Source organism: Neisseria subflava, assembly GCF_003044645.1.
In the GTDB taxonomy this organism is placed as follows: Bacteria; Pseudomonadota; Gammaproteobacteria; order Burkholderiales; family Neisseriaceae; genus Neisseria; species Neisseria subflava_B.
Genome location: NZ_POXL01000003.1, coordinates 140,115 through 153,074, shown reverse-complemented (window position 1 = coordinate 153,074; position 12,960 = coordinate 140,115). Strand labels below are relative to the sequence as shown.

12 protein-coding genes are annotated in these 12,960 nt (G+C 51.1%); 8 read left to right on the top strand and 4 right to left on the bottom strand.

Going from position 1 to position 12,960, the window contains the following annotated elements:
• The first annotated feature begins 69 nt into the window (after nucleotides 1–69).
• Both DBY97_RS04410 and trkA read left to right on the top strand, forming a co-directional pair.
• Nucleotides 70–1,521 (top strand): DASS family sodium-coupled anion symporter, encoded by a 1,452-nt coding sequence (locus DBY97_RS04410; protein ID WP_107857577.1) that lies wholly within the window; start codon nucleotides 70–72, stop codon nucleotides 1,519–1,521.
• Nucleotides 1,522–1,615: 94 nt separating this feature from the next.
• Nucleotides 1,616–3,028: a Trk system potassium transporter TrkA gene (trkA, locus tag DBY97_RS04405; RefSeq protein ID WP_107857576.1), complete on the top strand. Its 1,413-nt coding sequence runs from the start codon at nucleotides 1,616–1,618 to the stop codon at nucleotides 3,026–3,028.
• A gap of 77 nt (nucleotides 3,029–3,105) precedes the next feature.
• Here trkA and lgt read toward each other — a convergent pair whose 3' ends face one another.
• Complete coding sequence (gene lgt / locus DBY97_RS04400; protein ID WP_003746206.1) at nucleotides 3,106–3,966, bottom strand: prolipoprotein diacylglyceryl transferase; 861 nt, start codon at nucleotides 3,964–3,966, stop codon at nucleotides 3,106–3,108.
• Between the two features lie 74 nt (nucleotides 3,967–4,040).
• A complete protein-coding gene (locus DBY97_RS04395) occupies nucleotides 4,041–5,171 on the bottom strand; it encodes a M14 family metallopeptidase (RefSeq protein ID WP_107857575.1) in 1,131 nt (376 codons plus the stop codon).
• 174 nt (nucleotides 5,172–5,345) lie between these two features.
• On the opposite strand from DBY97_RS04395, the gene argB reads away from it, so the two are divergent.
• The 6 genes from argB to DBY97_RS04365 all read left to right on the top strand — a co-directional run bounded on the left by argB (nucleotide 5,346) and on the right by DBY97_RS04365 (nucleotide 10,589).
• Nucleotides 5,346–6,233: an acetylglutamate kinase gene (argB, locus tag DBY97_RS04390; RefSeq protein ID WP_049323441.1), complete on the top strand. Its 888-nt coding sequence runs from the start codon at nucleotides 5,346–5,348 to the stop codon at nucleotides 6,231–6,233.
• 261 nt (nucleotides 6,234–6,494) lie between these two features.
• Nucleotides 6,495–7,781 (top strand): phosphopyruvate hydratase, encoded by a 1,287-nt coding sequence (gene eno, locus DBY97_RS04385; RefSeq protein ID WP_003746198.1) that lies wholly within the window; start codon nucleotides 6,495–6,497, stop codon nucleotides 7,779–7,781.
• 23 nt (nucleotides 7,782–7,804) lie between these two features.
• The gene (ftsB, locus tag DBY97_RS04380; protein WP_003679613.1) at nucleotides 7,805–8,080 is read left to right on the top strand and encodes a cell division protein FtsB; all 276 of its coding nucleotides are present in this window, start codon (nucleotides 7,805–7,807) and stop codon (nucleotides 8,078–8,080) included.
• A 100-nt stretch (nucleotides 8,081–8,180) separates the two neighbouring features.
• Entirely contained in the window at nucleotides 8,181–8,672 is a 492-nt protein-coding gene (locus tag DBY97_RS04375; protein WP_107857574.1) for a DUF1841 family protein, read from the top strand.
• 110 nt (nucleotides 8,673–8,782) lie between these two features.
• The gene (locus DBY97_RS04370; RefSeq protein ID WP_107857573.1) at nucleotides 8,783–9,490 is read left to right on the top strand and encodes an SIMPL domain-containing protein; all 708 of its coding nucleotides are present in this window, start codon (nucleotides 8,783–8,785) and stop codon (nucleotides 9,488–9,490) included.
• 91 nt (nucleotides 9,491–9,581) lie between these two features.
• Nucleotides 9,582–10,589, top strand: coding sequence for an IS5 family transposase (locus DBY97_RS04365; RefSeq protein ID WP_107857572.1), 1,008 nt, complete (start codon nucleotides 9,582–9,584; stop codon nucleotides 10,587–10,589).
• 212 nt (nucleotides 10,590–10,801) lie between these two features.
• Here DBY97_RS04365 and greB read toward each other — a convergent pair whose 3' ends face one another.
• Together greB and purF are read right to left on the bottom strand one after the other, a co-directional pair.
• Complete coding sequence (greB, locus tag DBY97_RS04355; protein WP_070608176.1) at nucleotides 10,802–11,293, bottom strand: transcription elongation factor GreB; 492 nt, start codon at nucleotides 11,291–11,293, stop codon at nucleotides 10,802–10,804.
• 74 nt (nucleotides 11,294–11,367) lie between these two features.
• Nucleotides 11,368–12,912: an amidophosphoribosyltransferase gene (gene purF / locus DBY97_RS04350; protein ID WP_107857571.1), complete on the bottom strand. Its 1,545-nt coding sequence runs from the start codon at nucleotides 12,910–12,912 to the stop codon at nucleotides 11,368–11,370.
• Nucleotides 12,913–12,960: the final 48 nt, after the last annotated feature.

Below are 12,960 nucleotides of genomic sequence, written 5' to 3'. Positions count from 1 at the left end.
TTCAGCAACACTCAGGCCGTCTGAAAACAGATTTCCCAATACTTTAATCCTCAAATTAGGAGATTCAACATGGGCTTCAAGCCAATTCCTGCTGCGGTTGCACTTGTGCTGACGCTGCTTATCTGGTTCGTTATCCCCGTTCCTCAAGGCGTATCGCCTGACGCATGGCATCTTTTGGCATTGTTTGTCGGCATCATTGCCGGCATCATCGGCAAAGCCATGCCTATCGGCGCAATGGCGATTTTGGGCATTACCTTGGTTGCACTGACCGGTGTGACCAACGAAAAAGCCTCCGACGCAACCAAAGACGCTCTGAGCAGCCTCAACAACTCGCTCATCTGGATGATCGGTATCGCCATCATCATCTCGCGCGGCCTGTTGAAAACCGGCTTGGGTATGCGTATCGGCTACCTGCTGATCTCCCTCTTCGGCAAACGCACGCTGGGCGTAGGTTACAGCTTGGCTTTGGCCGACTTGGTCATTGGTCCGGTAACGCCGAGTAATACCGCGCGCGGCGGCGCCATCGTGCATCCGATTATGAAATCCATTGCCTTAAGCTTCGACTCCGACCCTGAAAAGGGTACGGAAGGCAAAATCGGTAAATACCTTTCACTGGTCAACTTCCACTCCAACGTGATTACCTGTCTGATTTTTATCACTGCCACCGCACCTAATCCGCTGGTAGTCGAATTGGTTGCCAAAGCCACCAATGCGCAAATCCAACTCTCTTGGGGTACTTGGTTCTTGGCAATGGTCGTACCCGGCCTGCTTGCTATGTTGCTGATGCCACTGGTGTTGTATTTCCTGTATCCGCCTGAAATCAAACAAACCCCTAACGCCACTGCATTGGCAAAAGAGCATTTGGCTGCCATGGGGCCGATGAAGCGTGAAGAAAAAATCATGCTGGGCATTTTCCTGGTTCTGCTGCTGTTGTGGGCGGGTATTCCCGAGATGCTGTTCGGCGTGAAAGTTGACGCTACTGCCACCACCTTCCTCGGCTTGAGCCTGTGTCTTTTGACCGGCGTACTGACTTGGGACGACGCGCTAAAAGAAAAAAGCGCGTGGGACACCATTGTTTGGTTTGCTGCCTTGGTTATGATGGCAAACTTCCTCAACAAACTGGGCCTCATCAGTTGGTTGTCCGACTCCATGCAAAGCGGTATCGCCCATATGGGTTTGGGTTGGGAAGCCGGTTGTGCCCTGTTGATGCTTGCCTACCTCTACGCCCACTACGTTTTCGCCAGCGGCACGGCACACGTTACCGCCATGTTCGGCGCATTCTACGGCGCAGGCTTGGCCTTGGGCGCACCACCGATGCTGTTTGCCCTGATTATGGCAGCCGCTACCGGCATCATGATGTCACTGACCCACTACGCCACCGGTTCTGCACCTGTCATTTACGGCTCGAACTACGTCAACATGACCGAATGGTGGAAAGCCGGCTTCATCATGAGCGTGGTCGAAATTCTGATTTTCAGCACTGTCGGCATCTTGTGGTGGAAAGCCTTGGGCTATTGGTAATCCTTTAGCCGATTGAAAAATCAGGCCGTCTGAAACTCCAATTTCAGACGGCCTTTTGTTACAATTTCATTTTTACCGAACACACTCGATTACCGTGAAAATACTTATTCTCGGCAGCGGCCAAGTCGGCTCGACCGTCGCCCAAAACCTCGCCTCCGTTCCCAGCAACGACGTTACCATCATCGACATCGATGAAAAAGCGCTCAACCGCATCAGCAGCCGCCTCGATGTCCAAACCATCGTCGGCAACGGCGCATCGCCCTTTACCCTTGAACAGGCAGGCGCGGCGGACTCCGACCTCCTGCTTGCCCTGACCCGCAGCGACGAAACCAACATTGTCGCCTCCAAAATCGCCGCTGACCTATTCAACATCCCCAGCCGCATCGCACGCGTGCGCTCAAGCGAATACCTCGAATATCCGGTTGCCGGCAGCGACAACCCCGAAGAAGGCAGCCTCAACATCTTCGGCATTACCGAAACCATCAGCCCCGAACAGCTAGTTACCGAACAACTTGTCGGCCTTCTCAGCTACACCAGCGCATTACAGGTACTCAGCTTTGCCAACGACCAAGTCCGCATGGTGATTGTTCAAGCCCGCAAAGGCGGTTTGCTGATCAGCCGTGAAATTGCCGACATCAACCAACATCTCCCCGAAGGCGCGGACTGCCAAATCTGTGCCATATACCGCAACAACCGCCTTATTGTCCCCACGCCGCAAACCGTCATCATCGAAGGTGACGAGGTACTTTTTACCGCCGACATCAGCAGCGTCAACATCATCATGCGCGAACTGCGCCCCAAAGAAGCGCGTACCCGCCGCATCATGATTGCCGGCGGCGGTAACATCGGCTACCGCCTCGCCAAGCAACTCGAATCCAAATACGACATCAAAATCATCGAATACAAACCCCACCGCGCCGAATGGCTAGCCGAGAATCTGGACAACACCCTCGTCCTGCAAGGTTCCGCTACTGACGAAACCCTGCTGGACGAAGAATACATCGACGAAATCGACGTCTTCTGCGCGCTGACCAACGACGACGAAAACAACATCATGTCCAGCCTGTTGGCGAAAAATCTTGGTGCCAAACGCGTGATCACCATCGTCAACCGCTCAAGCTACGTAGATTTGCTCGAAGGTAACAAAATCGATATCGTTGTTTCCCCTCATCTGATCACCATCGGCTCCATTCTCGCCCACATCCGCCGCGGCGACATCGTTGCCGTCCATCCTTTGCGCCGCGGTACGGCCGAAGCCATCGAAGTGGTGGTACACGGCGACAAAAACACTTCCGCCATCGTCGGCCGCCGCATCAGCGGCATCAAATGGCCAAGCGACTGCCACATCGCCGCCATCGTCCGCGGCGCAACCGGCGAAGTCATCATGGGACACCACACAGAAACCATCCTGCAAGACGGCGACCACATTATCTTCTTCGTCTCACGCCGCCGCGTCCTGCCGGAGTTGGAAAAACTCATTCAAGTCAAAATGGGCTTTTTCGGTTAAATCCAAAATCCGTCTGCTTGAAGCGATAAAAAAGCCGTCTGAAAACCTCTTCAGACGGCCTTTATTTCTTGTTTTATTTATGCTTTAGCAACGCTGTTTTTACGGCCAAACCAAACAAAACCAATCACGCCCAATACAATCATCGGCACGCTCAACCATTGACCCATGGACAAACCCAAAGTCAGCAGGCCAAGATAGTCGTCAGGCTGACGGGCAAATTCGGCAATAAAGCGGAACAAACCGTAACCGCCCAAGAACAATGCCGCTGTTTGACCGGCCGGACGTGGTTTTTTCGAGAAAATCCAAACGATGACAAACAGGCAAATACCTTCAAGGGCAAACTGGTAAAGCTGAGACGGATGGCGCGGCAGCATACCGTATTGTTGCAGCCATTCGGCCCACAAAGGATTGTGCGCCGCAGCTTCTGCATCTTCATAACGCGCTTGCGGGAAACCCATCGCCCAGAAAGCATTGAGTTCGGTCACGCGTCCCCAAAGTTCGCCGTTGATAAAGTTGCCGATACGGCCGGAAGCCAAGCCCAGCGGTACGAGCGGCGCAACGGTATCCATCAGTTTCAAGATACTGATGTTGTGCTTGCGACCAAACAGCCACATGGCAACGACCACGCCCAAGAAGCCGCCGTGAAACGACATACCGCCTTCCCAAACTTTGAAAATATCCAACGGGTTGGCCAGATAGTCGGAAAATTTATAAAACAAAACGTAGCCGATACGGCCGCCCAAGATGACACCCAAGATACCCCAAGTCAGGAAATCGTCGAGTGTTTCTTTGGTAAACACAGAATTGCCCTGCGCTATACGGCGGCGGCCCAAAATCGTAAACAGGATAAAGCCGACGATATAGCTCAAGGCATACCAGCGGATGGCAAGCGGGCCGATGCTGATCAGCACCGGATCAAACTGGGGATGTATCATCATAATATGTGTTCCTTATCTCAAAGGCCGTCTGAAAGCCTGAACTTTCAGACGGCCTGTATGCGGTGTCGGATGGTTTAACGCAAATCGTCAACCACATTCAAAATCGCAGACAACATTGCCTCGCCCAAGCGCAGCGAGCGTTGGCCGTTCCAGCCGAAATCGTCGTCCGGCAGGTTGGCATTGTCTTTAAACGGCATTTCCAAAGTATAGGCAAGGCAGTTGAAATGATTGCCGACCCAGTTGGTCGCCAAAGTCATGTTTGCCTGACCCGGCGCATCTTTATCATAGCCGTAATCGTCTTGGAAATCGGGGCTGGCATTGAGCAACGCCAGTTTGAATTGGTCTTCCAAGGCTTCGATACGCTCGTTGTAGTTCGGCACGCCTTCGGTACCGGCCACAAAGACAAACGGCAGACCTTCATCGCCGTGAATATCCAAGAACAAATCCACGCCGGTTTCCATCATTTTTTCGCGGACGGTAAAGACTTCGGGGCTTCGCTCCAAAGTCGGGGTTTCCCATTCGCGGTTGAGGTTGGCGCCGGCGGCATTGGTGCGCAGGTTGCCCAAAACCGAACCGTCCGGATTCATATTCGGCACAATGTAAAAAGTCGCACGGTCAAGCAGCATGCGCGCGGTCGGATCTTGCGGATCAAGCAGGCGGCCCAGCAAACCTTCGACAAACCATTCCGCCATGGTTTCGCCCGGATGCTGACGGGCGATAATCCAAACTTTCATGTCGCTTTCGACTTGGTTGCCGATGGTCAGAAGATTGATATCGCGACCTTGAACGGTACTACCCAAATCGTCGATACGGCACAAACCGCTGCCCTGAGCATCGCCCAAAAGGTTCAAATGCTGCTCGTTGGAATAAGGTTCGAAATAAGCGTAGTAAACGCTGTTGGACAAAGGCGTATGGTTGATGGTCAACACGCCGTTTTCATAGCTGGTCGGCACGCGGAACCAATTTTGGCGGTCGTAAGAAGCGCAAGCCTGATAGTCCTCCCAGCCCAAAGGATACGCAGCGTCCGCCGCATTTTCAAAATGCATCACGCAGTTTTGATAGGCCGCACCCTGCAAACGGAAGTAAAACCATTGAGCAAACTCCGAAGCATTGTCGGGACGCAGGGCAAGGCGGATATCGGCAGGGTTGCTCAAATCTTTGACAACGACCGAACCGGCATCGAATTGGGTGCTGATTTTCATCATGGGTATCCTTAGTAATCGGCAAAGAGGCCGAAGCAAACCGTCATTTTACCGTTTGCATGAGGCTGGTTTCAACCATTTAACTGATTTAACAGGATTTCAAGCGCTTGGAAATATTGTTTCAGACGGCCTTTGGGATTAATATAAAGGCCGAAATCATGAAACAAGGTTGAAACCATGACCCAGCAACAATCTGTCTCCTCTGCGATCAAAGCGCGCGTCCTTGCCGAATCTTTACCTTATATCCGCCGTTTTTCCGGTTCCATCATCGTCATCAAATACGGCGGCAACGCCATGACCGAGTCGGCCTTAAAAGAGGGATTCGCACGCGATGTCGTCCTGCTCAAACTGATCGGCCTGCATCCCGTCATCGTTCACGGCGGCGGTCCGCAAATCAATGAAATGTTGGAAAAAGTCGGCAAAAAAGGAGAATTTGTTCAAGGCATGCGCGTCACCGACAGCGAAACCATGGACATCGTAGAAATGGTTTTGGGCGGACACGTCAATAAAGAAATCGTTTCCATGATTACCTCCTTCGGCGGTCGCGCCGTCGGCATTACCGGCCGGGACAACCACTTCATCAAAGCGGAAAAACTCCTGATCGACACGCCCGAGCAAAAAGGCGTGGACATCGGCCAAGTCGGTACCGTGGCCGACATCGATACCCGGTTGGTGGAAGGCTTGGTCGAACGCGGCTGCATTCCGGTCATCGCACCCATCGGCGTAGGCCAAAACGGCGAAGCGTTCAACATCAATGCCGACTTGGTTGCCGGCAAACTGGCAGAAAAACTTCAAGCCGAAAAACTGCTGATGATGACCAATATTCCCGGCGTACTGGATAAAGAAGGCAAATTATTGACCACCCTGACGCCAAGCCGCATTGACGAACTGATTGAAGACGGCACGCTGTACGGCGGTATGTTGCCTAAAATTGCCTCCGCCGTCGAAGCCGCCAAAAGCGGCGTTAAAGCCACGCACATCATAGACGGCCGCGTTCCCAACGCCCTGCTCTTGGAAGTGCTGACCGATGACGGCGTAGGTTCGATGATTTTAGGCGAAGGCTAATCTGGTTTTCAGACGGCCTTATGCCTGATTTAATCAGCTTTTCACCCTAAAAAGGGTAAAAAATGTTACACTATACAACTTATGTTTGTTTGACCGATATTGACGTGAAACAAACTTACAGTCGGTTTCATACCGACGCCGATGCCATGCCCGGCAAAGACGGTATAATGTCTGCATTCATCAGACTTCGGCAATCATCCTCAAGGCCGTCTGAAGCGTAACAAAGCTACTTTTCTTTTACCATCCTATTTGGAGATATTCATGAGCGCAATCGTTGATATTTTTGCACGCGAAATCTTAGACTCTCGCGGCAACCCTACTGTAGAGTGTGACGTATTGTTGGAATCCGGCGTCATGGGCCGTGCAGCCGTACCAAGCGGCGCATCAACCGGTCAAAAAGAAGCTTTGGAATTGCGTGACGGCGACAAATCCCGTTACTTGGGCAAAGGCGTATTGAAAGCCGTTGACCACGTTAACAACCAAATCGCGCAAGCCCTCATCGGCATCGATGCCAGCGAACAATCTTATATCGACCAAATCATGATTGAATTGGACGGTACTGAAAACAAAGGCAACTTGGGCGCCAACGCCACTTTGGCCGTTTCCATGGCCGTAGCACGCGCGGCCGCTGAAGATGCAGGCCTGCCGCTGTACCGTTACTTGGGCGGCGCAGGCCCAATGGCTCTGCCGGTTCCGATGATGAACGTAATCAACGGCGGCGAACACGCCAACAACAGCCTGAACATCCAAGAATTCATGATCATGCCTGTCGGCGCAAAATCTTTCCGCGAAGCCCTGCGTTGCGGTGCCGAAATTTTCCACGCGCTGAAAAAACTGTGCGATAGCAAAGGCTTCCCAACTACCGTTGGCGACGAAGGCGGTTTCGCACCCAACCTGAACAGCCACAAAGAAGCCCTGCAATTGATGGTGGAAGCCACCGAAGCCGCCGGCTACAAAGCAGGCGAAGACGTATTGTTCGCCCTGGACTGCGCATCCAGCGAGTTCTACAAAGACGGCCAATACCACCTGGAAGCAGAAGGCCGCTCCTACACCAGCGCAGAATTTGCCGAATACCTGGAAGGCCTGGTTAACGAATTCCCAATCATTTCCATCGAAGACGGTATGGACGAAAACGACTGGGAAGGCTGGAAACTGCTGACCGAAAAATTGGGCAAAAAAGTTCAATTGGTCGGCGACGACTTGTTCGTAACCAATCCAAAAATCTTGGCCGAAGGCATCGAAAAAGGCGTGGCAAACGCATTGCTGGTCAAAGTCAACCAAATCGGTACATTGAGCGAAACCCTGCAAGCCGTCGACTTGGCCAAACGCAACCGCTACGCCAGCGTAATGAGCCACCGTTCCGGCGAAACAGAAGACAGCACCATTGCCGACTTGGCAGTTGCCACCAACTGTATGCAAATCAAAACCGGCTCCCTGTCCCGCTCCGACCGCATGGCGAAATACAACCAATTGCTGCGCATTGAAGAAGAATTGGCAGAAGCCGCCTACTACCCCGGCAAAGCCGCATTCTACCAACTGGGCAAATAAGCAAAATATAGGATATTGATTGTATGAAGTGGGTGACTTTTGTTTTAACCTTCGCACTTTTGTGCTGTCAGTACAGCCTTTGGTTTGGCAAAGGCAGCGTCGGGCATACGGAAGAATTGCAGGAGCAGCTCGTCCGTCAGGAGGAAAAAAACCAAACGCTCACTTTGCGCAACAATTTCCTCAATGCGGAAGTTGAAGACTTGGCACACGGACAAGAGGCCATCGCCGAAATTGCCCGCGTCGAATTGGGCTATGTCCAAGACGGCGAAGTGTATTACCGAATCATCGACCGCCGCTAAACCCTGCAAACAAAGGCCGTCTGAAAACATATTTTTCAGACGGCCTTTTTTATCGCAATCGCTATATAATCACATATCCCAAAATCAAATCACACCCACCATGTATGACGTAAACACCCACGATGTCCGCCGATTCTTTGCCCACGTCTGGCAACACAGGCTCGCACCGCTCCAATTGGACAGCCTGCAACAAAAAGCTTTGCGCATTATCGAAGCCCATCCCGAATACGGACGCTATCTCGAAGACATCGAACAATATTTAGATAAAGAATGGCTGCCCGAAGACGGCGAAAGCAACCCATTCCTGCACATGTCGCTACACCTTTCCCTGCAAGAGCAAAGCGCCATCGACCAGCCCCCGGGCATCCGTGCCATCCACCAACAACTTTGCGCCCGTTACAACGGCGACTGGGTCAAAGCCGAACACGATATGATGGAAGCCTTGGCAGAAACCATCTGGGAAGCGCAACGCTACGGACGGGGCCTAGATGTCAACGCCTACATGACCCGCTTGCGGAAATTGATCGGCTTAGGCCAAGAAGAAAACGCCCGCCTCAATCCCCATGAAGTCGGCCTGATGGATACAAAGTAACTTCTTTTCAGACAGCCTCAGTCCATACAAATCCTTACGCTTGCCAAAGTCAACATTTCCATCTTTCATGCTAAATTACTTTTTTGAAATCCCCTTATAAGGAAACCAAAATGCTCCGTCCAGCCCTTATTGCCCTACTGCTAGCCGCCTCCCTGCCCGTAGCAGCAGAAAGCCTCAACTACAACATCGTTGAATTTTCCGAATCCGCTAACATGGAAGTACCGCGGGACACCATGACCGCATATTTCAGCGTCAACGCAGAAGGCAAAGACCGTCAAACCGTCAACCAAGCCTTCATGAAGAAATTCAACCAGTTCAACAAAATCTCCCAAAACAGCAAATTTAAAGCCGAGCTGATGGAACGCAACGCCTCCCCACGCTATCAATACACTAACGGCAAACGTACCCAAACCGTCTGGGAAGAACACGCCTACTTCAAAGTAGAAAGCAAAGACTTTGAAGCACTCAACCGCCTGATTGCCGACAGCATCAATATCGCCGTTTTGGAAAACTCCTCATTTTCCGTATCCAAAGAAAAACGCGAAGAAACCGTCGACCAATTGAGCAAAGCCGTCATCCTACGCTTCAAAGACCGCGCCCAAAACCTCGCCCAAACACTCGGCTTCTCCAGCTACAAAATCGTCAAACTCAACCTGGGCCATATCGGCAACCGCCAAGTCGGCGGTGACTTTGCACACGCCAAAATGCTGCGTGCAATCCCCGCCGCAGAAGTGGCTGCAGGAATAGAAGATGGCGTACCGGCTTCTCCGGGTTCGGAAGAAATCAGCCTGACCGTCAACGGCTCGGTGCAAATGTAGGATTTTATTTGAAATCATTTTAAAGGCCGAGACCTTTGCAAAATTCCCTAAAATCCCCTAAATTCACACCAAGACATTTAGGGGATTTTCCATGAGCACCTTCTTTCAGCAAACCGCCCAAGCCATGATTGCCAAACACATCGACCGTTTCCCACTATTGAAGTTGGATCAGGTGATTGATTGGCAGCCGATCGAACAATACCTGAATCGTCAAAGAACCCGTTACCTTCGAGACCACCGCGGCCGTCCCGCCTATTCCCTGTTGTCCATGTTCAAAGCCGTCCTGCTCGGACAATGGCACAGCCTTTCCGATCCCGAACTCGAACACAGCCTCATCACCCGCATCGATTTCAACCTGTTTTGTCGTTTTGACGAACTGAGCATTCCCGATTACAGCACCTTATGCCGCTACCGCAACTGGCTGGCGCAAGACAACACCCTGTCCGGACTGCTGGAACTGATTAACTGCCAACTGGCTGAAAAAAACCTAAAAGTAGAAAAAGCATCCGCCGCTGTCGTTGACGCCACCATTATTCAGACCGCCGGTAGCAAACAGCGTCAGGCCATAGAAGTCGATGAAGAAGGACAAGTCAGCGGCCAAACCACACCGAGTAAAGATAAAGATGCCCGCTGGATAAAGAAAAACGGTCTCTACAAACTCGGCTACAAACAACATACCCGTACCGATGAGGAAGGCTATATCGAGAAACTGCACATCACTCCCGCCAATACCCATGAGTGCAAACACCTGTTGCCTTTGCTGGAAGGCATTGCCGAAGGCACGACCGTCTATGCCGACAAAGGCTATGACAGTGAGGAAAACCGGCAACATCTGAAAGAACACCAGTTATTGGACGGTATTATGCGCAAAGCCCACCGCAAACATCAGCTGTCGGAAGCACAAACCAAACGCAACCGACATTTATCGAAGCCCCGTTATGTGGTCGAACAGAGCTTCGGTACGCTGCACCGTAAGTTCCGCTATGCCCGGGCAGCCTATTTCGGGATGCTCAAAGTGAGCGCACAAAGCCATCTGAAGGCGATGTGTTTGAACCTATTGAAAGCCGCTAACAGGCTAAGTGTGCCTGTTGCTGCCTAAAAGGTGGCCCGGGTGCCTGATTAATCAGGTATCCAAGAGGGATTAAGGGGGTATTTGGGTAGAATCAGTGGATATTTGAAACAAAACAGCCGAAAATCTGTGTTTAGGTTTCGGCTGTCTGGGGAAGGACTTTTTTGCAAAGGTCTCAGGCCGTCTGAAAGTATATTTTTCAGACGGCCTTTTGTAGTTTAATTCGCTTTATTCACGCATAATCAGTCAATCTTAATATATTCCACCGACAAAATCTCTATAATCTCGCGTCCTTCCGGTGTATCCAAGACAACTTCATCCCCTTCGCGCGCTTTAATCAGGCTGCGCGCCAAAGGGGAAATCCATGAGATTTTGTTTTTAGCGGTATCGATTTCATCTACGCCGACGATTTTGACGGTTTGTTCACGACCGTCTCCGCGCAATAAACCAACGGTTGCACTAAAAAAAATCTGGTCCGTGGCTTCGCGCGCTTCAGGGTCGACGACGACGGCTGCTTCCAAGCGTTTGGTTAAGAAGCGAATACGGCGGTCGATTTCGCGCATACGGCGTTTGCCGTAAAGATAGTCGCCATTTTCACTGCGGTCTCCATTGCTTGCCGCCCAGTTAACGATTTGGACGATTTCCGGGCGTTCTTTGTTGACCAGGTGATACAGTTCGTCTTTCAATGCCTGCCAACCGGTAGGCGTGATGTAATTTTTGGTTTCGGTACTCATGATGTGTCTAAAACATAATTAAAGGCCGTCTGAACGTTAATTTTCAGACGGCCTTTATTGTAAGTCAATTTACTTTATTCTTCATCATCGCTATCGCTGATACTGATGCTGTGTTCCATTTTGCTTGGATGTACTTTCAAGCCGCCACAACCTGATTTTTCGGTAGAGAGACGGTTTAGATACGCTTCGTCGATATCGCCGGTTTGATAAACACCGTTAAAGCATGAGGAATCAAAGGATTCGATTTTTGGATTGAGTGCTTTGACTACTGCTTCCAAGTCTTCTAAGTTTTGGAAGACGATGCCGTCCGCGCCAATCTCGGCTGCGATTTCTGCTGCGCTGCGGCCGTTTGCAATCAGTTCTTCACGGGTCGGCATATCGATGCCGTACACATTCGGATAGCGCACTTCAGGAGCGGCAGAAGCAATGTAGACTTTGCGTGCACCTGCCGCGCGTACCATTTCAACGATTTCACGGCTAGTCGTACCGCGCACGATGGAGTCATCCACCAATAAAACGCTTTTGCCGTTAAACTCGGTTTCCATCGGGCTGAGTTTTTGGCGCACTGATTTTTTGCGTGTTGCTTGGCCGGGCATAATAAAGGTGCGGCCGATGTAGCGGTTTTTAATCAGACCTTCACGGTAAGGTTTTTCGAGATGAACGGCAAGCTCCATCGCGCTGGGTCGGCTGGTATCGGGAATCGGCATCACGACATCGATATCATCGACAGGCAGCTCGCGTTTGATTTTTTCTGCCAAAGATACGCCCATATCCATACGGGACTGATAAACGGAAACGCCATCGATGACGGAGTCTGGGCGGGCAAAATAAACATATTCAAAAAGACAAGGGCTTAATTTGGCTTTATCGCTGCATTGACGGGAAATAATCGTGCCGTCAAAACCAATAAATACGGCTTCGCCCGGCTGGATATCGCGTTCCAAATCATAGGCAAGTGCATTAAAGGCAACGGATTCGGAGGCAACGGCATAAGATTTTTTGCCGGATTCGTCAATTTGCGAACCCAAAACCAATGGACGGATACCGAAAGGATCCCGGAAAGCCAGCATGCCGTATCCTGCAATCATGGCTACGACACCGTATGCGCCGCGCACCAAGCGGTGTACTTCGGAAACGGCGTTGAAAATATTATCGATGGTAAGTTGATAAGGGGCTGTATTTTTAGAGACTTCGCGGCGTAATTCGTGTGCGAATACATTGAGTAGGACTTCAGAATCGGAGCTAGTATTAACGTGGCGCAGGTGTTTGTTGCATACGTTTTCATAGAGCTCTTCAGTATTGGTCAGATTACCATTGTGTGCCAAAACAATGCCGAATGGGGAGCTGACATAAAACGGCTGGGCTTCTGCGCTGCTGCTCGCATTGCCTGCAGTCGGATAGCGGACATGTGCAATGCCTGCATTACCGACCAAGTCGCGCATATTACGGGTACGGAACACTTCGCGCACCATGCCTTTGCCCTTGTGCATATGAAATATATTGCCTTCGGCAGTAACAATACCTGCTGCATCCTGACCACGGTGTTGCAACATCTGCAAACCATCATACAACATCTGATTGACCGGCTCATGACTAACCAAACCTAATACACCACACATATCGTGCTTCTCCGAGTTTGAAGATTAAATGGGTAAGCTGTCATTATA